The sequence below is a fragment of the Haloarcula marina genome, assembly GCF_024218775.1.
Lineage (GTDB): Archaea > Halobacteriota > Halobacteria > Halobacteriales > Haloarculaceae > Haloarcula > Haloarcula marina.
In genome coordinates this window covers 1,719,241-1,738,735 of record NZ_CP100404.1, presented here as the reverse complement: position 1 = coordinate 1,738,735, position 19,495 = coordinate 1,719,241, and the positions used below count along the sequence as shown (strand labels likewise).

The window sequence follows — 19,495 nt, the reverse complement described above, 5'->3', positions numbered from 1 at the left end:
AACTCGGGTGCGGTGTCTCGGAGGGCGCCACAGGACCAAACACACTGGGTCAAATAGTCCGAACGACGTGGAGCGTCGATATCTTCGAGAATCATTCAGTGTCGTCGGTGTGATACCCCGAACGCGGTGGGACCCGACTAGGAGCTTACTGTTGGACACCCGAAACGATTGCTACGAGTCGTCGTTATTTTTATTTGTGTAGGTGACACTCCGAATCATCGGAGATTGTCCGAAGGTGAGTTTTTATCAGTGCGTATGGTCCCGTCAGGGCCCCTGTGAAACACCTACTCACCCAAATAAGTGTGTTTATCTGGATTAGTGGGACTACTTTGAAGTACACGGGTTACATGGGGTGCATATGGCCGGAGACGACGGGGCGGACGAGACTGTCTCGATTCGAACGTACGTCCCCCGCTACCAGAAAGAGCGGTGGCAGGAACACGCCGACGAACTTGGCATGAGTCAAAGCGAATTTATCCGAACGATGGTGCAAGCGGGCCGCAAGGGCTTCGAGCCACCCGAATCGGCTGCAACGCCGGAGCGGGTGAACGAACCGAACCGAGAGGAACCCGATTCTTCGGCCGTAACCCCAGGGGTCGACGGGCTGAAGAGGCGGGTCGAGCAAGTCCTCGCCGACGGGAATCACTACGACTGGGACGAACTCCTCGCAGCACTGACTGACGACATCGAGGAACGTCTCGACGAGACGATGCAGGAACTCCAGTCTGCCGGTCGGGTTCGATACAGCGGTCGCCACGGGGGGTACGTGTTGGCGGAATGAGTTCCGATACGCAGTCGACCGACGCCGTCAGCGACCCGGTCGGCTACTTCCTCGAAGATATCACCTACCACGGCAAGAGCGAGCGAACCCGGGAGTTTTACGAACGAGTGCTGCGCGACTTCGAAACCTTCCTCAAAGACGGCGGGCGGCCTGTCCCCATCGCAGAAGCGTCTCATCGGGACTGTATGGCGTACGTCCACAGCCTCCGGGGTGACGCGAGCGAGAGTACCGTCGCGACGTACGCGTCCTATCTCCACCGATTCTACGCGTACATGACCCAGGTCGGGGCCTTCGAGTCGAACCCGATGACGCTCGTCGTCGAGGAGATGGACGAGGCCATCAACACGGACCCCACGCGCAGGGAGATAGACGTTGCGTCGATGCGGCAGTTCGTCGATACCGTCACACATCCGCTGGAACAGGCGCTCGTCGTCACCTTACTCAAGACCGGGATGCGTGTCGGGGAACTCTGTAATCTCGACGTTCGGGACCTCTCGCTCGCAGACCCCGGTCCACGGCCGGAGATACCTGCTCGTGCCGCCCTAGACGGTCGGCCGGACTCGCTCTACATCGCCGCGGAACCCGCGCGCGGGAGCGTCCTCAACGGCGAGGAACGGACGGCATCGAACAAGCGAAAACGTGATACGACCGTTCCCGTCGACGACGAGTTGGCACGCGTCCTCCGTCGCTGGCTGGCGATTCGGCCGGATACGCGGTCGGAAGCGATGCCGCTGTTCGTCTCGACGAGTGGGGACTGGGGCAGGCGTGTAACGCCCGATATGGTCCACCACATCGTGGAACGGCACGCCCGGGGACACGGATGGTACCGGGAGGGCGGCGGGACCGAGGAGAACGTCACGCCGCACTACTTCCGACACTTCTTCACCACCCATCTGCGGGACCGGACTGGGGACCGCGGCGTCGTGAAGTATCTCCGCGGCGACGTGGCTCAGGACGTTATCGACACGTACACACACGAATGGGGCAACAGGGTTCGAGAGGTCTACGAGGCGAATATCTACTCATTGGGCCAGTAGCGCCCGGACTTATCGGTTTTTGGATATCTCTATCCGGTTCCCTGCGAACACATAAATCTCATAGTGCTATATCTAATTGGAAGCGTTGTGGCGGGAAAACCGAGACGAACCGAGGGCACAGGCGGCACTGTCGAATAATGGGATGCGAGGGGGAGAGTCGCAGAGACGGGCTACCAGTCCGCCGCCGTGAGTTGCGTGGTCACTTTGATTCGCGAGACTTCGGTGAAAAACGGCCGGAGTTCCTCCTCGGCGGTGAGCCGCACGAGGTCAGTTTCCTGAGAGAACTCGACGACGCCCGCGTCGAGCAACTTCGGGAGGTGTGCGTGATGTAGTTGCGTCTTGATTCGCCCAATCAACTCTCCGTTCCGAATATCGCCGTCCGGTTCGACTTCCATCGCGATGTATTCTGCCAACTCGTTGAACGAGACGGCTTCGTCCTGCCGACGGAGGCATCGAATGGCGCTGATGCGGTGCGGGTGACTCAATAGGTCGTACACTTCGTCATCAGTCAATCGCCCGCCGATTACCTCATGATTTACCATGACTAATTCGAATCCGTCGGAAAATATAACCCCTTCCCATTATCACGGGGTCCGAGACGAGAATGTAATCTGTGACGAACTATCTGTGAAATCTCTCCGTTCGCCGCACCCCTATTGTTGGTCATCTAACCTTTGAGCGCACCGGCCGAGATGGTGTCAGCGAGGGTGGGACTAACGCGGAGCTAGACCTATGAATTCCCACACACCACACCAGAACCTCGCGATAATCGGCCACGTCGACCACGGGAAGAGTACCCTCGTCGGCCGACTACTGTTCGAGACGGGGAGCGTCCCGGAGCACATCATCGAACAGTATCGCGAAGAGGCACAGTCGAAGGGGAAGGGCGGTTCGAGTTCGCCTACGTCATGGCCAACCTCGCCGAGGAACGCGAACGCGGATTGACTATTCGAGTCGTTGGAGGGCAAACTCGACCCGTCCACCGGTGAAGTCGCCGAGGAAAACCCGGACTTCATCGAGAACGGCGACGCGGCCATCGTCACCGTCCGACCGCAGAAACCGCTCAGCGTCGAACTCTCTTCGGAGATTCCCGAACTCGGTTCGTTCGCCGTCCGAGACATGGGACAGACCGTCGCGGCCGGGAAAGTCCTCACCGTCACCGAACGGTGAGTGGCGGACAGGCCCGTGGCCGGGCGTTTCACTTTCACTCCGTGGCAACGTCCTTTTGTCCCACCGGCTGAACCTATCTGTTCGATACAGTGAGCCGGGAGCACATAGCCCAGCCGTCGGCCACGGGGACGTTTCGATCCGGAACGGTTCACGTCGGTCGAGCGCAGAGCCTCCTCGACCGAGCACACCGCGAGCGACCGCCGACAGACCTCGTGATGACGCCCGAGCAGTTGCACAAACGAAACCTCAACCGTGCGCTGGCCGCCGCACGTCGGCCGCGGACCTCGATGCTGGTACGGACGCCCGTCGAGGTCGCTGGTCGCATCGCGGGGGACGACCGGACGGTCCTCGACCGACTCGACCGTCGCCGTCTGCTGGATGACGTGTTGGCCGACCCGCCCGACGCGGTCGAGCGACTCCGCGCCGTGGTCGGTAGCGATCTCGCCGCCGCGGCCGAACGCGTCGAAGCGCTCCGCGAAGAACGCCTCCTCCTGACCGGCCGCAATCCCGAACGGGAAGCCGCAGTCCGAGACATCTGCGCACAACTCCCGTCCGTCGTCGCCGCCGACACCCGGGACGCGTTCGACGGTATCCGAGCGGTCGAGCGGACAGTACGGGAACGGGCGGCGGGGTTTCTCGGACCGGGCGCGGTGATCGAGGCGGCGACGGAGCGACTTCGCGCCACCGACGGCGACGCGTGGGCTGGGGCCTTTCCCAATGTCGAGCGAGTCACCCTCGCCGGAGTCAGCACGCTCGGGACGCCGCTCCTGGACTTCTTGGACGCGCTCGCGGCGACGACTGACACCGCAGTACACCTCTACCTTCGGGCGGGGACGGGACCGCAAATCGCGGCGCGACTCGACGAGCGGTTGCTGGCCGAGGACGCGGGAGGACGGTCGTGTAACGTGCGAGCGCCGACGCTCGAATCCCTCGTCGACGCCACCGTTACCGAACTCATCGCCCGGACTCGCGACGAAGAAGCCCGAGCGGTCGCCGCATTGGTCGACGGGGTCCTCCAATCGGGTGTCTCGCCGAGCGACATCGCCGTCGTCGCTCGGGACGCCGACGCGTACGAGCGTCACCTCGCGCGCGCGATGCCGGTCTACGGCCGCCATCTCTCGGTGTGGACGCAGTTGGACCTCGACCAGAGCCTCCCCTATCGACTGGTCGTGGCGACCTGTGACCTCCTCGCGGCCGCCGCGACGGATGACGTGGACGCGGCGACGCTCTGTCGCCCGCTCCGCCTCCAGTGGACCGCCCCGCGCGGGACCGGTTCGTCGCCGGTCAGCCATGCGGGACTCAGCGCGGTCGAACGGGCCATCGGCGACGGGGAACCGGCCTCCCTTTCGGAGTGGACGGAACGACTGCTCAGAGAGGTGGATAGCGACGAGACGGCCCGCAGGCGAGTGCTCGGACTGGTGAACTGGTGTCGCCAGCAACCGACGACCCCCGCTCCGGAAGACGTGGTCGGCGTCCTCGGCCCCATCGCCGACGCGTTCGACGACAACGTCCTCCCGAAGCGGGCGGACCGCGACGGTCCCGATTACACCGAGACTGCGCGGACCGCACGGGCCGTCGAGCGCGTGGCGGGCGTCGACGGCGACGACCACCTCCTCAGAGAAACCCGGGCGAAGTACGACGATTGGCTCGCCCGGTCCCACGTGGAACGCTCGTGGGAGACGGTTCGAGACGTGTTGGACGCGATTGCGACGGCCCGTCCGGGGCGGCGAGAACACGACAACGCCGAACGCATCGACGTGCTCGACGCAACGGACACGTGGCTTAGGACGTACCCCTACGTCGTGGCCGTCGGCTTCGTCGACGGTGAGTGGCCCCGGCGGCCCCGCGGTGCGCTCCCGGCCGAATTCCGGACCGCCGTGGTCGACGGGGATTCGCAGGCGGCGCGACACCTCGGCGTCCGGGGCGCGTGGACCGAAGCCCGCGAGTACGACCACCTCGCCGACGCCGTCAGCACGGCCTCGGCGCACCTCGTCGTGACCCGCTTCACAGAGGACGTTGATGGTGTGGCCTATCAGCGGTCGCCGCTGTTGGACGGTCTCGAACCGGCCGTAGTGGGGGCAGACGAGTACAATCGGCTCATCGCGGGCACGGGATTGCCGGACCGTCTTGCCGCCACCGTCGAGAGTGAGGTGGTGCGATGAGCGACGCGCCACCGTCACTGGAAGGCGCACAGGCCAGGATACGGGACGCCTTTGTCGCCCACGACAGCGGCCTGTTCGTGCTGGCCTGCCCCGCCGGATTCGGGAAGTCGACGACCGTCGAGCGAGTCGCGGCGGAGGCACTCGCCGGGGCAGACGCCGACGGTGTCGCCTGCCCCGAACGCCGCCTCTCCGTCGTCTCGTTCTCCCGGGAAGACGCCGGGAGCATCGAACCGGGGATGCACGCGGCGATAGACACGCTGGCCGAAGACGACGCTGACTCGCTCGTCGGCGACGCGGCGACTGCCGACCGGCTCCACCGACGGCTTCGACGGTCAGAATACGTCGGCACGATAGACAAGATACTCGGGATAGCGTTCCGCGACATCGCGGCCGAACTCGGCTTCGCGGAGATGCCGACCGTCGGCAACGACGCCCTGCTCTCGACGGTCCGGGAGTCGTGTCGCGCCGCCGTCCGAACGTCGGCGGCCCACGGCGACACGTTCGCGCGCGTGGCGAGGGAGTACGCCGACGAGGACTCCGACCCGGCCACCGTCCTCGGGGAACTACTGGAGGCCGCCCGGGAGGCGAAGCGCGAGCGCCGACTCGACGACCACGAGTTCCGCCGTCGACTCCGCGCCACGGTCGAAGACGCGTATCCCGACGGGCCGCCGGAAGAGTTCCGGGACCTGCGGGCCGACGTGGAACAGTTCTACGACGCTAACACCGCCGAGACGTTCGAAAATTCCTACGAAGGTTCGGAGGCCGAAGCCGTCTCTCGGGACCGCGAGTGTTACGACACGTGGACGGCGCGCGTCGAGGAGTTCTGTACCCTCGTCGCCGCGTACGAGCGAGCGTACGACGACGCCTGTCGCGAGCGCGGCGTCCTCGCCCACGCCGACGTGGCGTACTGGGTCGCGGCGTTCTTCGACCCAGACGACGACGCGGCGGGAGGTGGACCGGAGACGGACCCGGAGTTCCGCGAGCGAGTGCGCGAGCGACACGCTGCACACTTCGAGACGCTCGTCATAGACGAGGCCCAAGACGTTTCGGTCGTCCAGCACGACGCGCTCGCGGCACTGGTTCCCGACGACGCCCGGGTGTTGCTGGCGGGCGACGTGAACCAGTGCATCTACGCCTGGCGAAACGCCCGTCCTGACCTGTTCGCTCGCGCCGCCCGAACCGGGCGGTACTTCGGCAGGGAGTGGTCCGTCCACGTGACCGAACGCGGACAGCGGACCTACCGGATGCGGCCCGACGTGACCGCCGCCGTCGATGCAGTGTTCGCGGATGTATTCGCCGACGAGACGCGGGGCGGGGGCGTCGACATCGGAGATCCGTACGCACCTATCTCGACGGCGCGGGAGCGGACGACGACGCCGTCGGTTCACGTCGCCACCTACAGACCAACGGGCATCCCCGGGAGCGCGACGTGGTTCGAACGCGGCGAGGCCCCGGTGCTCGCGGGATACATCGAAAGCGTCCTCGCCGCCGACCCGTTCGAGGACGGGACCGACTCCGTCACGGTCCTCTTCGACACCCGCTCGAACATGGACGCCCTCGCGGCGCGTCTGGAGAACCGGGGCTTGTCGGTCGCGAACGCGAGCGAGTACCTGTTCGCGACCCCGCTGGTCGAACTCGTCTGTGCGGTCGTGCGGTGGTTGCAAGACCCGTTCGACCCCGAACGAACGAAAGCGCTGATGAGCGACGATGCCGTACCCCTCCCGACTGAAACCGTCGCTGACGCGGGACCCGACATCTCTGGCGTCGACGCCGCTCGATTGGACGACACCGAATCGGCGTTCGTCGACGGCCTCCGCGAACTCGCGTCTCGGCGGGCGAGACACACCGCCGACCCGGGCAGGATAGTCGTCGAAGACGTGGTCGAGACCCTCGAACTGGCGACCGACCCGTTCGACCGAGTCGAGGACCCGCCCCGTTCGCTCGCGACGCTCGATTCGCTGCTCGCGCACGTCCGCGACTGGGAGGGCGAGGACCGCTACACGATGGCCGACCTCGCGGCCGTCCTCGGGTCGTACCGCGACGACCCGAAATCCGGGCCGCTCGTTCCCGCGGGCGACGCTGACGCCTACGACGTGGTGTTCCGGACCATGCACAACATGAAAGGCGACGAGGACGAAGTCGTCTGTCTCGCGGACTTGAGCCGACCGCTCGGGGCTCACGGGCCGCACAGCGAGACGTTCGTCGCCCACGGGGAGACGCTGGCGCTCGCGCCACCGCCCACGGTGTCGCGGACGCCCGTCGACGGGGGCCGCGACGGTCACAGCGGCGACTTCGACTTTCTGGGGGAGCGGTCGCTCCGCTGGGCGACCACCCACTGGGTCGAAAACGGGGACGGCGAGCGGTTGGCTGGGCCACCGGGTCTCGCCGACGTGGCGGCCGCACACCGGGCCGACCGCTGGCGACTCCTCTACGTCGCGATGACCCGCGCCCGCGACCACCTCGTGCTCTCGCTCCCCCGTCCGGGGTGGTCGGCCCCGCCCCGTGACAGCAGAATCGAAACCCTCCAGCGGGCGCTGGGGTACGACCGCGTTCCCGACGGCGACACGTACCGGACTACCGTCCCGTGCCCCGGCGGACGACGGGAACTGACCGTCGGCGTCAACGACGTGCCGATGGTGTCGGGAAGCGGGTCCGCGCCGGGCAGGCCGACACCTCGCGCCGCCCTGTCTCCCCGAGAGACGCAGACCGGATGGACACCCCGATACGTCAACGCCAGCACCCTCTATCCCCTCGCGAGCGACCCCGACCGTCACCGACTCGCGCACCTCCTCGGTCGGGCACTTCACACGGACAGAGACGACACCGCCGCGGACCTCGCCCTGCCGCTGGACGATATCGGACCGGACGCGGTGGGAACCGTCGTCCACGACGTGCTGGCGAGGGCGGTGGACCAGCGGGTGTCGACCGCCACGCTTCGGGCCTGCGAGGGGACGCTGGCCGAGGCGCTGGACGCGAGCGTCCGCGAGAACGGGCCGGGGGCGACGCGGTCAGAGCGGGACGCAGTGTGCGAATACGTCCGCAACACCATCTGTCCGCAGTTCGCAGACACGGAGACGTGGGCGCGACTGCGCGCCAGCGAACGGCGGTACGTCGAAGATTCGCTCGACGCCGTCCTCCGGGTCGACGGCCTCGACATCGAGACGCAGAACCGAGTCGACGTCGTCTCCGTCGCTCCAGACGGAACGTGGTACGTCGACGACCTGAAGGTGCTGTTGGCGTCCCCAGACGACGAGACGCGGGCGAGATACGACCTCCAGACCTCCGTTTACGGATGGCTCCTCCGGCGACAACTCCCCGATGGGGTCGATGTAGTCCCCGCGCTCACCCACCTCGGCGAATCGGTCGACACAAGACGGCCGACTCCACCGAAGCGGTCAATCGAGGCGTGGCTGTCGGGACTCGGCTGACCGGCGTCAGCGTAATCACGCGGGCGCGAGTCTAGTGCGCCATGGCCCGCGTCGTCAGCCTCGGGAGCATCAACGTCGACAGGATTCGGACGGTGACCGACGATGAGGCGCGGGTCTTGGAGTCCCGCTACGAGTGGTTCCCACGGCGTGGTGAGACGGTTGAGGTACCGGACGTGCCGCCCGAAATCGGGGCCGAACCCGACCGCTTGTTACAGGGCGGGAAGGGCGCGAATCAGGCCGTCGCCGCCGCGAAGGGGGCCGCCGAGACGACGATGCTTGGGAAAGTCGGCCAGGACGCCACCAACCTGGGCGTCCTCGACAACTTACGGGACAGCGGCGTCGTCACCGAGCGCATCGGGGCGGCGGCCGAACCGACCGGGACGGCGTACGTCTTCGTCGAACCCGGCGGCGACAACCGCATCGTCGTCCGTGCGGGGGCGAACGGTGCGGTAGACGACTCGTACGTGCGTGCTCACGAGGCGGCGATTCGCGACGCGGATTGCCTGCTCCTCCAGAACGAGGTTCCACCTGCCCCAGTCGAGGGGTTGCTCTCCCGACTCGCGGACGCGGCGGACCGCCCCGCCGTCGTTCTGGACCCCTCGCCGGTCGCGGGGGCCGAACGGTTCCTCGAATACGACGCCGTCGACTACCTCACACCCAACGACGCCGAGTACGAGGCGCTGTCACCGCACGTCGACGCCTACGACGGCGTGGTGGTTCACAAACGCGGCCCGGACGACATCGTCGTCGAGGACGGCGAGCGGTTCACGGTGACGCCGCCACCCGTCGACGCCGTCGACACGACAGGCGCGGGCGACGTACTCAACGGCTTCCTCGCCGCCCGACTCGCCGACGGGGCCTCGCTCCAGCGGGCGGTAGAGGTAGCGGCGGTGGCCGCATCGCTGTCGACCCGAACGCCCGGCGCACAGGCCGGTATCCCGTCACTCGCCGAGGTGCTGTCCGTCGTCGACGGCGAAGACGGCGCGTAGAACGGAAGACGACGGCGCCCAGTGCGGTTCCAGGCCTTACTCGTCGTCAGTCGCGGGCCGAATCCGCGAGAGTCGCATCGCGTTGCCGGTGACGGCCGTCGTCATCCCGGCGTCGCCGGCGAGGACGGCCAACCAGATGGGGACGTAGTTGAACGGGACGGCCAGCGCGAGTCCCGCCTTGACCGCGAGGCTGGCCCAGACGTTCTGTCGGATGACGCCGTTGGCGTCGTGGGCCAGTTCGTACAGGTACGGCAACTTCGAGAGGTCGTCGCCCATCAGGGCGATGTCGGCCGTTTCCAGTGCGGTGTCGGTTCCGGCCGCGCCCATGGCGACGCCAACCGTCGCGGAGGCCAGCGCCGGGGCGTCGTTGATGCCGTCGCCGACCATCGCGACGCCGTCGTACTCCTCGACGAGTGATTCGACTTCGGCGACCTTCTCGTCGGGGAGCAGTTCGGCGCGGTAGTCGTCGACGCCGACCTGTTCCGCGATGGCCTTCGCGGTGCGGTCGTTGTCCCCGGTGAGCATCACGGTCCGCTCGACGCCGAGAGCCTTCAGGCGCGAAATCGCGGCCGCCGCCTCGGGCCGAACCTCGTCGGCCACCGCGATGAGCCCCTCTAACTCCGTCTCCGTGCCCACGAGGACGACGGTCTTCCCCTCCGACTGGAGGGCCGGGACGATGTCTTCGAGCAGGTCCAGACAGTTGTTGCGCTCGCACATCTGGTGGGCCGTCTGCGTGACCAGGCCGCCGTCGGTCGTCGCGTGGACGTGCGAGAGGTCGAAGCCCAGTTCCTCGAACAGGCCGGGTTTTCCCGCGAAGTGCGGTGTGCCCCCGAGGTCAGCACGCACGCCCTTGCCGGTGAGGCTCTCGAAGCCCTCGATGTCCGGTTTGCCGACGTTCGCACTCCCGGCCTCGGCGACGATGGCGTCGCCGATGGGGTGTTCGCTCCGGGCTTCGAGGCCGCGGGCGCATTTGAGCACGTCCGCTTCGGAGTTGCCGTGCAACGGCACCACGTCGGTGACGGTGAGTTCGCCCTTCGTGAGCGTCCCCGTCTTGTCGAAGGCGACGGCCTCGACTGCGCCCATCGCTTCGAGGTGGTCGCCGCCCTTGATGAGGACGCCGTTCTTCGCGGCGCTGGTGATGCCCGAGACGACAGAGACGGGCGTCGAGATGACGAACGCGCAGGGGCACGCGAGGACGAGCAACGTCAGACCGTGGACGAACGCCGTCGACCACGTCGTCCCGAGGACGAACGGACTGGCGAGGGTGACGAGGACGGCGAACCCGACGACCAGCGGCGTGTAGTACGCCGAGAATCGCTCGACGAACTGCTCGCGCTCGGTCTTGTTCGACTGGGCGTCTTCGACCATCGCGACGATGTTCGAGAGCGTGTCCTCTCCGGCGTCGGCGGTGACCTCGACTTCGAGATAGCCCTGTTCGTTGATGGTTCCCGCGTACACCTCGTCGCCGTCCGTCTTGTCGACGGGGACGCTCTCGCCGGTAATCGGCGCTTGGTTGACCGCGCTCTCACCGTCGACGACGGTGCCGTCCATCGGTATCTTCTCGCCCGGTTTGACGACGACCACGTCGCCGACGTGGACGTCCTCGACGGGAACCGTCTGGGTCCCGCCGTCGCGCTTGACCGTCGCCTCGTCCGGTGAGAGGTCCATCAGTTCGGCCAGCGACTCGCGCGCCCGGTCCATCGAGTAGCGTTCGAGCAGTTCCGCGACGCTGAACAGGAACGCGAGCGTCGCCGCCTCGAAGTACAGGCCCTCGCCGAAACCGAGGCTGGCGAGTAGCGCGCCGAGGATAGCGATGGACATCAACAGGTCGATGTCGAGATTGCGGTTGCGCGCCGAGTAGTACCCGTTCCGGAGAATCGCCTGCCCGCCGACGGCGACGGCGACGAGGAACAGGAGGTCCGCGAGGAGGAGTTCCGATTCGAGGAGGGTCCCAATCTGAACGTTCGCGCCGGTGATGACGAACTCGAAGAGCAGACCGAAGGCTACGAAGACGCCGCTAATCCACGTCTTCACCGCCCGCGGACTTCGCCAGAGGCTCCGTTCGTCCCCGTCGGATTCGGTGCCGTCTCCGGTCGTTCCCTCACCGGTCGTCTCCGTCACCTCGTAGCCCGCAGACTCGACGGCGGCCACGATTTCGCCTTCGCTCGTCCGCGTCGCGTCGTAGGTGACCCCGATTTTCCCCAGCGTGGGCTGTGTCTCGTAGGCCGTGACGCCCGGGACCCGGGCGAGCGCCGACTCGACCTTGCCCGCACAGGAGCCACAATCCATCTCCGGGGCGGAGAGTTGCAGCGTCGAGAGGGCGTCGTCCTCGACGGCGTACCCCGCGGCTTCCACGCGTTCGCGAATCGCGCTCGCGTCGGTCGTTTCGGGGTCGTAAACGACGCGTAGCGTCCCGGTGGTCACCTGCGGGTCCACGTCGCGGACCCCGTCGAGGGACCGGACGCTGTTCTCGACCTTGCCCGCACAGGAGGCACAGTCCATCGTCGGCACCGCCAACTCGACGGTCGCTCCCCCGTCGTCCGGTGGGGGACTCCCGCCACCGGTCGGGTCGGGTGACCCGTCCGTCTCCGGGGGGTCGTGTTCGTGTGTATTCATTACTGGAGACTAGCGAGCCACAGATTATTAATCCAGCTGTTACGAAACCCCGCTAAGATAGAATTTGTTTATAAAATATCGCTGAGATTTATTAATTCGGCGTCGGTTTGCGGCCGAGTCACTGCGAGTCGGGTCGCCTCGGCGAACTCGCGCTGTTCCAGTGGGTCACCGCGAGGACCACGAACAGCAGGCTCACGAGGACGGCTAACCCCCCCTGTGGGCCGAGCGGAATCGAGACGACGTCGCCAGCGATGGCCGTCGCAGTGAGCGCGCTCGCGGCTGCGGCGTAGAGGTATCGGCGATGCCAGTGCGTGTCCGTCTCCTCGTTCCCGTCGGCGGCCGCGTTTCCGGCGGCGGGGTCGACGGGTGCGCTCGCGCTCACCCGCCGGTCTGCGTGGGCGTCCACGCTATCCGTTTGGGCGTCACCGCCGTCCGTTCGCGCCAGGAGCGTGGGTTCGTTCGCGAGGAACTGGTCGAACTCGGCGGCGAGCGCGGTTCGTTCGACGAACCCCCGGTCACGGTCGTAGTCGACGATACCGAGGCGGTCCAGCGTCTTGAGGTGAGACTGATACAGGGAGATGTAGACGCGCTGGCGCTGTTGGGAGGTGAGTCGGTCGACGGTCGTCTCCTGTTCGACGGCGGCGACGTGTTCGGCGATATCGCCCATCCGCGCGGGGCCGTTGCCGCCGTACTCGTCGAGGTACTTCAACACCAGTCGGCGTCGTCGGCACTGCAAGACGTGGAATATCTCGTCGCGCGTCAACGCCGCCTCGTCTGACGGGTCGGGCGTCTCCGGCCCCGGAGTCGTTGGTTCGTGGTGTAGTTCTGTCGTAGCCATCTCGAGTACCCCTTCGGTGAGGACCGGGATATAGCGGGGCGAACGTTCCGGTCGATTGCGGCGTCCGGAACCGTTCCAGACAGTTCCCCGAGGTTCCGGGATTCCCGTTTCGGCGTTTCAATCCCTCGATTTCGGTGAAACTCGGTGAAACGGTCGGAAATCGGAGTGTTCGCTCCGCCGGCGCACACGACCGACTGCGAGTTCGCCTGTGCGCTCTCTGGGAACGGTCATCGCCGGCGACAGTGCGCCCCGACGGGCCTAGAGCGAGGGAGCGGGATAGGTCGACAGTGGCGGTCAGAGTGGGGACGCTGGTGATACGCGACGCTGTCGAGAAGTTCAGATAGGCGTGCGCGAGCCGCGGCACCCGGCCGTCCTCAGTAGCGCCGACAGCGGCGAATTACCGCGACACGCGGTCCCACGTGGGGCGCGCCGTCGCCTCAGACCGTCGCGGAGCTTTGCGTCCCGTCGCCAGGGGAGTCCGTCTCCACCGACTCGGGCGTCGCGTGTTCGAGACAGATGAGGTTCTCCCGACCGATGCGCACCTTCACCACGTCCTCGTCGGCGGCCATCCGAGAGAGCAACCGGCTAACCTTCGCCTTCGACCAGTCCGAGGCGGCGACGATTTCGCTCTGTCGCATCCGGCCGTCCTCGGCGGCCAGCATGCGGAGGATACACTCCTCGTCCGCGAGACGCCCGGGGTCGGCCGCTTCGAACGCCGCCGCGGCGGACTCGTACGTCGGCGGGGGTTCCTCGTCGCCCGTTGCGGACCCATGCTCGTCGGACGCGGCCTCAGCAGCGACTGGCTCAGCGTCGACGGGACGACTGGGGTCGGAGGCGGAACCCGCATCTTGGCCCGTCGGTACCGTCGTCTCGGCCTCAGTTCCGTCAGCGTCGCCCGCCAGCGTCGCTCGCTCAGCCACCACCTCACGGACCTGTCGTGCCCGGGAACGCACACGAGCGACCAGCGCGCCCGTACCGCCGCTGGCGACGGCGGTGACGGTGAGGCCGATACCGACGGCGAACCCGAGGAGCGCGCTGGTCAGCCACGCGGCCGTGCTGAGGTTCGTCGGGTCGGTCCCCATGTCCACCTCCATCTCGTCGGTCAGGAAGTCCCCGTCAGTATCACCGGCCAGCGGGTCCGTCCCGAGTTCGTGGACCTCCCGACCGTCGCGCAGGCCGTCGCCGTCGGAGTCGACGACGCTCGGGTCGGTTCCGACATCGAGTTCCGCTCCGTCCCACAGACCGTCACCGTCGGAGTCGGCAGCCGTCGGGTCGAGGCCCAGCGTTCGCTCCTCGCCGTCGGGGAGGCCGTCGTCGTCCGTGTAGGCCGACGTGGGGTCGGTGCCGAGCGTCACCTCCTGACCGTCGCCGATACCGTCGCCGTCGCTGTCGGCGACCACGACGCTCGTCCCGAGTTCGAGTTCGCGCCCGTCACCGAGGCCGTCGCCGTCCGTGTCGGCCTTCGTCGGGTCCGTCCCGGCGTCGAGTTCCGCCCCGTCCGCGATACCGTCGCCGTCAGTGTCGCTTCCGTTCGGGTCCGTGTCCAACTCCAATTCGCGCTGGTCTCGAACACCGTCGCCGTCCGTGTCGGCCTTCGTCGGGTCAGCGCCGACGCTCAGGTCGGTCCGGTCGCTGAGGCCGTCGCCGTCCGTATCGGCCACCGTCGGGTCCGTCCCGTGCTTGTCGATTTCCACACCGTCGGCGAGGCCGTCGCCGTCCGTGTCCGCGCCGGTGACGTTGGTCCCGAGGGCGAGTTCCCTGTCGTTGGCGAGGCCGTCTTGGTCCACGTCGCCACCGCGGGAGATTCGCTGGTACGTGACGGTTCGTACGTCAGCGGTCGCGCCCGTCGTCGCGTTGCGGAGCGTGAACGTGAGCGACTGGGCGTCGACGCTCGCGTTCGGCGAGAGCGTGAACGTCGTCACTCCGCCGCGGACCGGCGTACACCTGCGGTCGCCGTCGGCGTCGAGGCAGAGTTCGAGTCCCGCCTCAGCCTCCGTGACGGCGACGTCGACGATGTACGTGTTGACCGTGCGCCCGTCGGCAGTCTGTTTCCACACGTACGTGGTGGACCCCTGTTCCCACGCATCGTACGTGGTCGTGACTCGGTCGATAGCGCCGTCGGCGCTCGCCCCCGCCGTCTCGTTCGCGGCCGTCGGGACGCTAGCGGCGTGGACCGGACCCGCGAATAGTCCGGTTAGCACGACCATAACCAGTAAGATAGTCGACAGGCTCCGCACTCGCATCTTGGATAGGCACTGCGTGACACCGTTGATAGCTGTTTCGGGTCCGAAAATATTCTCGTGCAGTGATAGAACCGTCCTCTTGTGGACGATTCAAGTTTAATCCACACATCTGTGACTATTTTTACTGTTTGTGCCACTCTCCCGGCAGAAAGAGATTATTATCTCTCTGAAACCTCTCTCAACGTTGTTGTTTCGTGTTACGTACGGTTAGATACCACCTCAATCTGGTTGGGATGCAGTTAGGTTAGTTCGGTTTCGCGACGCGTTGTATTATCTGGTACCGTGCCGATTGCTTCTCGGGCGCGCTCTCGAAAGCGAGCCTTACCGCGTCGGCGTGTACGAGGCGGGGTCGAGGGCGCGACGGCCGTGGAACGTACGAAGTCCTTACCCGGCAAGGTGAATCGACGCCGACGGCGTGGGCGTCGGTGCGGCGAGATATCGAATGGTACTTTCTAAAACCACCATTCCTTGCGTCTCGCAATCGGATACAATTGTTCGACTATTTTGAATCGGTACGAATATTACGGCAGCGTTAGGAGACTTCACCATGACACGATACGAAACGCTGCTCGAAGTGACGGTGGACGAGTGGGAGGAGGGGCGCGGGGTCGTGCAGGTGGTCGACCCAGACGACGCCGACGGGGCTGAACTGCGGTTCTGTTACTACAACGCCGACGGCCGATTCACGAACCGGCCGCTGAGTCTCTCACCGGACGAGGACGCCGTCGAACGGACGACCGAGATGGTCGAGAATCTGGGCTACGTCGCCCGGACGTTCGACCCCGAGGAGATACGCGAACTCGTCGACACCCTCGGCGAGGACCGCGTGGTCGACCTCGCGCGGTTGGTGGATACGCTCGGCGAGGCGCGGTTGGCCGAAGTCTTGCAGGACTGACCGTCCTCGTCTCGCGGCCGTCTCAACTCTCGTGAGGCGTCGGCGCGGCAAACTGGCCGTCCTCGTCGAACTCGACCGGCATCGGGTCGGCGACTACCCGGAGGTCCGACCGCTCTCGCGCTTCGTCGACGAGTGCCGACGACGCGTACATCCGGTCGAGTCGCATCGTGTCCGTGACCCGGATGACGCGGGCCTCCGCGACCGGGACCACGCCGCCAGTCGAGAGCGACGCGACGAGTCCGGCCCGGTCCGTCTCGACCACGGGCGGCAGGCGGACGCCGCGGACTGTACTTGCCGTGATGGCGTTGATGAGCGTCTTCTCCGCTTCCAGTTCGCGGAGGACCGCCTCGTGAACGAAGTCCGCCGACCCCATCCCCATCGCGTTGCCCTTCGTCGTCTCCGTGAGACTCCGGGCGAAGATGCGTTTGATGTCTGGCGACTCGGGGGCCGGTTCGTTGATGGCGAACGGCCGGCGGCCGATGACGTTCGTGTCCATCCCCTGTCCGCTCACGTCCTTCCCGAAGCGGTCGACGACGACCACGTCAAGTTCGTCGAACGGAATCGTCGGCATGATGTCGTACGCCGTCCTCAGCAGTTCTCGCTCCCGGTCGAGGAAGCCGTCCGGCGTAATTCCTTCGACGAGCGCCGTATCGTCGTGCTGGTCCTCGACGATGGCGACGCCGCCGACGACCGGGAGTTCGGCGAGCAACTGCTCGGTAATCTCGGGAATCATGTTCCGGAAACTCCAGTCGACGGCCCACTCGTGGGCGATTTTCGCGCCCCGCTGTTTCCCCATCCCGATGACGAGCATCTTCGAGAGGCCGCTCTCCACGTCCCCGTCGAAGTCCGTGTGGGGCTTGACGCGGTTGACCGGGAGGATGGCGTCGGCCCCGACGGCGTTAGCGTCGGCGACGACCGGCACGTCTCGCTCGGCCGTCCGACCGACCTCCACTACGTCCATGCTTGACCGAATCTCACAGCCGATGGCGTCTTCGGTGACGCCCAGCGCTTCGAGTTTCTCCCGCTGGCCCTCGCCCGTGGCGCCGCCGTGACTCCCCATCGCCGGGAAGACGAACGGGTCGTACCCCAGTCCGTCGACGGCAGCGACGACACCGCCGACGATTGCGGCGAGGTTGGCGATGCCGCGACTTCCCGCACCGATTGCCACCTCGCCGCCGTCGGGGACGCCCGACCAGTCGAGCGATTCGACGGCGCGGCGGGTCAATTCAGGGATGTCCGCGGGAGCTATCGGGTCCGTCTCCCAGACCTGTTCGACGACGCCCATCTCCGGTATCGGCTGGTCGCCGGTGGCGTTCAGGACGACCGATTCGGGCACGGAGAGTGATTCGCGGTCCATGTTCCAGAGGCGCGTGCGGGCGCCATAAGCGTACGGTCCGCTGTGGCGTCGTTACAGTCTGAAACGACGTTTCGTTGCTCCCCGCCGTGGCAACTATGTAGCAGGGCCGGGTTGAGAGAGCCATGATACGGAACCGCGACACGCTCCCGGCCACGCCGTCGGCGACGCTGGCCCTCGACTGCCTCGAAGCGGGCATCGAGGCGGCCGACCCGCGCCGGGTCGTCTCGGAACGGGTGTCGCTCTCGGGCGACGTGCTCCGCGTACAGGACTCGGCGTACGACCTCTCGGCGTTCGACCGCGTCCTCGTTCTCGGCGGAGGCAACGCCGCCGGCTACGTCGCGGCGGCCTTAGAGACCGTCTTAGGCGACCGAATCGACGACGGAGCGGTCGTCACGGACAACCCGGTCGAGACCGACCGCGTGCGCGTTCTCGACGGCGACCACCCGGTTCCGACCGCGTCGGGCGTCGAGAGCACGCGCCAGATGCTCGAACTCGCCGAATCGGCGGGACCGAACGACCTCGTCCTCGCGGTCGTGACCGGCGGCGGGAGCGCGCTGATGGCGGCCCCCGCGGACCCCGTCGAACTGGCGGACCTCCAGGCCGTCACCGAATCGTTACTCGGGGCCGGGGCGTCGATAGACGAGATAAACGCCGTCCGGAAGCATCTCTCGGCGATAAAGGGGGGTCGACTGGCCCACCGACTCGGCGACGCACGGGTCGCGGGCCTGCTGTTCAGCGACGTTATCGGCGACGACCTGAGCGTCATCGCCAGCGGCCCACTCGTCGCCGACGACACCACGTATGAAGATGCGCTCGACGTCGTCGAGACGTACGACCTCGACGTGCCGTCCGCCGTCCGCCGCCGATTGACGGACGGCGCGGACGGGACGTACCCCGAGACACCGAAAGCCGGTGATCCCGCACTCGACGGCGTCGAGATTCACGTCCTCGCGAACAACGACACGGCGCTGTCGGCCGCCGCGGAAGTCGCCGAGGAACGCGGCTACACGCCGCTGGTCCTGGGTTCGCGCGTCCGCGGCGAGGCACGCGAGGCCGGGAAGGTAGTGGTCGGCATCGCCGAGTCCGCAGCCGCCGTCGGCGAACCGGTCGACCCGCCCGGGGTGCTCCTCTCGGGCGGCGAGACGACGGTGACGATACGCGGGGACGGGGACGGCCGCGGCGGCCCCAATCAGGAGTTCGCGCTGAGTTGCGCAATCGAGCGCCACGGGGCGGTCGCGCGCGGGTCGGCGGACGATGTCGTCGTCGCGAGCGCCGACACCGACGGCATCGACGGCAACTCGGCGTACGCGGGCGCACTCGTCTCGGGCGGTACCGTCGACGACCGGACGGCGGCCCGACGCGCCCTCGCCGAGAACGACGCGGAGGGGTATCTGGACGCCAACGACGCGCTCGTCGAGACGGGACCGACGACGACGAACGTCAACGACCTGCGGGTGGTCGTGGTCGAATCACCGCCGCCGGAGTGACTCCCGGGAGCGTCGGTCACGGCGACGCGACGTCGCGCGCGACGATGATAGTCGCCTCGAACGAGATGACCACTACGTCGTTCTGATTCACACCCGCCATGGAAACGGTGACGTACCCCCTGTCGGAGTGGCCGTCGGACGGACGTTTCTCGAGCACTTCCGTACGGAGGTAGAGCGTATCTCCCGGACGAACCAGTTCGTGCCAGCGCAGTGCGTCGACCCCGACACCAGCACGTGCGGCAATCTCGGACTGCTTCGTCCGGTCGACGTTCAACCGCATACATATCGCCGCCGTGTGCCATCCCGAAGCCACCAACTCCCCGAAGAACGACTCCTCGGCCGCGCCTTCGTCCACGTGGAACGGTTGGGGGTCGTACTTCTCGCCGAACTCGATTATCTCCGCTTTCGTCACGTCGTACGCACCGAACTCCTCGGCGTCACCGACCTCGATATCGTCGAAAAATTTCATGCGATAAGTTGTCACACATCCGG

General features: G+C 66.6%; 13 protein-coding genes and 2 pseudogenes. 9 read left to right on the top strand and 6 right to left on the bottom strand.

The window, feature by feature from the left end:
• Nucleotides 1–358: 358 nt before the first annotated feature.
• Both NJQ44_RS09030 and NJQ44_RS09025 read left to right on the top strand, forming a co-directional pair.
• Nucleotides 359–781, top strand: a complete 423-nt coding sequence (locus NJQ44_RS09030) for a DUF5805 domain-containing protein (RefSeq protein ID WP_254271017.1) — start codon at nucleotides 359–361, stop codon at nucleotides 779–781.
• Nucleotides 778–1,818 (top strand): tyrosine-type recombinase/integrase, encoded by a 1,041-nt coding sequence (locus tag NJQ44_RS09025; protein WP_254271016.1) that lies wholly within the window; start codon nucleotides 778–780, stop codon nucleotides 1,816–1,818. Before NJQ44_RS09030 ends, NJQ44_RS09025 begins: the two co-directional genes overlap by 4 nt.
• Nucleotides 1,819–1,988: 170 nt before the next feature.
• On the opposite strand, the gene NJQ44_RS09020 is transcribed toward NJQ44_RS09025, so the two are convergent.
• Nucleotides 1,989–2,360, bottom strand: coding sequence for a DUF7344 domain-containing protein (locus tag NJQ44_RS09020; protein WP_254271015.1), 372 nt, complete (start codon nucleotides 2,358–2,360; stop codon nucleotides 1,989–1,991).
• Between the two features lie 190 nt (nucleotides 2,361–2,550).
• On the opposite strand from NJQ44_RS09020, the pseudogene NJQ44_RS19570 reads away from it, so the two are divergent.
• The 5 genes and pseudogenes from NJQ44_RS19570 to NJQ44_RS09000 all read left to right on the top strand — a co-directional run.
• Nucleotides 2,551–2,774: pseudogene (locus tag NJQ44_RS19570) on the top strand (GTP-binding protein); the annotation flags it as partial.
• Nucleotides 2,770–2,988: pseudogene (locus NJQ44_RS19565) on the top strand (elongation factor 1-alpha C-terminal domain-related protein); the annotation flags it as partial. The pseudogenes NJQ44_RS19570 and NJQ44_RS19565, both read left to right, overlap by 5 nt.
• Nucleotides 2,989–3,077: 89 nt before the next feature.
• Nucleotides 3,078–5,150 carry a PD-(D/E)XK nuclease family protein gene (locus tag NJQ44_RS09010; RefSeq protein ID WP_254271014.1) on the top strand — a complete coding sequence of 691 codons (2,073 nt, stop codon included), beginning with the start codon at nucleotides 3,078–3,080 and terminating at the stop codon, nucleotides 5,148–5,150.
• A complete protein-coding gene (locus tag NJQ44_RS09005) occupies nucleotides 5,147–8,578 on the top strand; it encodes a UvrD-helicase domain-containing protein (RefSeq protein ID WP_254271013.1) in 3,432 nt (1,143 codons plus the stop codon). Before NJQ44_RS09010 ends, NJQ44_RS09005 begins: the two co-directional genes overlap by 4 nt.
• A 41-nt stretch (nucleotides 8,579–8,619) precedes the next feature.
• Nucleotides 8,620–9,567, top strand: a complete 948-nt coding sequence (locus NJQ44_RS09000; protein ID WP_254271012.1) for a PfkB family carbohydrate kinase — start codon at nucleotides 8,620–8,622, stop codon at nucleotides 9,565–9,567.
• A 36-nt stretch (nucleotides 9,568–9,603) separates the two neighbouring features.
• On the opposite strand, the gene NJQ44_RS08995 is transcribed toward NJQ44_RS09000, so the two are convergent.
• The 3 genes from NJQ44_RS08995 to NJQ44_RS08985 form a co-directional block, all read right to left on the bottom strand.
• The gene (locus NJQ44_RS08995; RefSeq protein ID WP_256557149.1) at nucleotides 9,604–12,183 is read right to left on the bottom strand and encodes a heavy metal translocating P-type ATPase; all 2,580 of its coding nucleotides are present in this window, start codon (nucleotides 12,181–12,183) and stop codon (nucleotides 9,604–9,606) included.
• A gap of 118 nt (nucleotides 12,184–12,301) precedes the next feature.
• Nucleotides 12,302–13,021: a DUF7344 domain-containing protein gene (locus tag NJQ44_RS08990; protein ID WP_254271011.1), complete on the bottom strand. Its 720-nt coding sequence runs from the start codon at nucleotides 13,019–13,021 to the stop codon at nucleotides 12,302–12,304.
• Between the two features lie 437 nt (nucleotides 13,022–13,458).
• On the bottom strand, nucleotides 13,459–15,228 hold the full coding sequence (locus tag NJQ44_RS08985; protein ID WP_254271010.1) for a DUF7343 domain-containing protein: 1,770 nt from the start codon (nucleotides 15,226–15,228) through the stop codon (nucleotides 13,459–13,461).
• A 583-nt stretch (nucleotides 15,229–15,811) separates the two neighbouring features.
• Between NJQ44_RS08985 and NJQ44_RS08980 the strand changes: the two genes are divergently transcribed.
• Nucleotides 15,812–16,159 carry a DUF8109 family protein gene (locus NJQ44_RS08980; RefSeq protein WP_254271009.1) on the top strand — a complete coding sequence of 116 codons (348 nt, stop codon included), beginning with the start codon at nucleotides 15,812–15,814 and terminating at the stop codon, nucleotides 16,157–16,159.
• Between the two features lie 22 nt (nucleotides 16,160–16,181).
• Here NJQ44_RS08980 and NJQ44_RS08975 read toward each other — a convergent pair whose 3' ends face one another.
• Nucleotides 16,182–17,516, bottom strand: coding sequence for a nickel pincer cofactor-dependent isomerase, group 22 (locus NJQ44_RS08975; RefSeq protein ID WP_254271008.1), 1,335 nt, complete (start codon nucleotides 17,514–17,516; stop codon nucleotides 16,182–16,184).
• Nucleotides 17,517–17,638: 122 nt separating this feature from the next.
• Between NJQ44_RS08975 and NJQ44_RS08970 the strand changes: the two genes are divergently transcribed.
• Entirely contained in the window at nucleotides 17,639–19,003 is a 1,365-nt protein-coding gene (locus NJQ44_RS08970; RefSeq protein WP_254271007.1) for a glycerate kinase type-2 family protein, read from the top strand.
• A 16-nt stretch (nucleotides 19,004–19,019) separates the two neighbouring features.
• Here the strand turns inward: NJQ44_RS08970 and NJQ44_RS08965 are convergent, their stop codons facing one another.
• Entirely contained in the window at nucleotides 19,020–19,472 is a 453-nt protein-coding gene (locus NJQ44_RS08965; RefSeq protein ID WP_254271006.1) for a MaoC family dehydratase, read from the bottom strand.
• Nucleotides 19,473–19,495 lie beyond the last annotated feature (23 nt).

Bases quoted from the DNA above. Each gene is read 5' to 3' on its own strand.
- NJQ44_RS09030 (WP_254271017.1), top strand. From the start codon at position 359: ATGGCCGGAGACGACGGGGCGGACGAGACTGTCTCGATTCGAACGTAC.
- NJQ44_RS09025 (WP_254271016.1), top strand. From the start codon at position 778: ATGAGTTCCGATACGCAGTCGACCGACGCCGTCAGCGACCCGGTCGGC.
- NJQ44_RS09020 (WP_254271015.1), bottom strand. From the start codon at position 2,360: ATGGTAAATCATGAGGTAATCGGCGGGCGATTGACTGATGACGAAGTG.
- NJQ44_RS09005 (WP_254271013.1), top strand. From the start codon at position 5,147: ATGAGCGACGCGCCACCGTCACTGGAAGGCGCACAGGCCAGGATACGG.
- NJQ44_RS09000 (WP_254271012.1), top strand. From the start codon at position 8,620: ATGGCCCGCGTCGTCAGCCTCGGGAGCATCAACGTCGACAGGATTCGG.
- NJQ44_RS08995 (WP_256557149.1), bottom strand. From the start codon at position 12,183: ATGAATACACACGAACACGACCCCCCGGAGACGGACGGGTCACCCGAC.
- NJQ44_RS08990 (WP_254271011.1), bottom strand. From the start codon at position 13,021: ATGGCTACGACAGAACTACACCACGAACCAACGACTCCGGGGCCGGAG.
- NJQ44_RS08985 (WP_254271010.1), bottom strand. From the start codon at position 15,228: ATGGTCGTGCTAACCGGACTATTCGCGGGTCCGGTCCACGCCGCTAGC.
- NJQ44_RS08980 (WP_254271009.1), top strand. From the start codon at position 15,812: ATGACACGATACGAAACGCTGCTCGAAGTGACGGTGGACGAGTGGGAG.
- NJQ44_RS08975 (WP_254271008.1), bottom strand. From the start codon at position 17,516: ATGGACCGCGAATCACTCTCCGTGCCCGAATCGGTCGTCCTGAACGCC.
- NJQ44_RS08970 (WP_254271007.1), top strand. From the start codon at position 17,639: ATGATACGGAACCGCGACACGCTCCCGGCCACGCCGTCGGCGACGCTG.
- NJQ44_RS08965 (WP_254271006.1), bottom strand. From the start codon at position 19,472: ATGAAATTTTTCGACGATATCGAGGTCGGTGACGCCGAGGAGTTCGGT.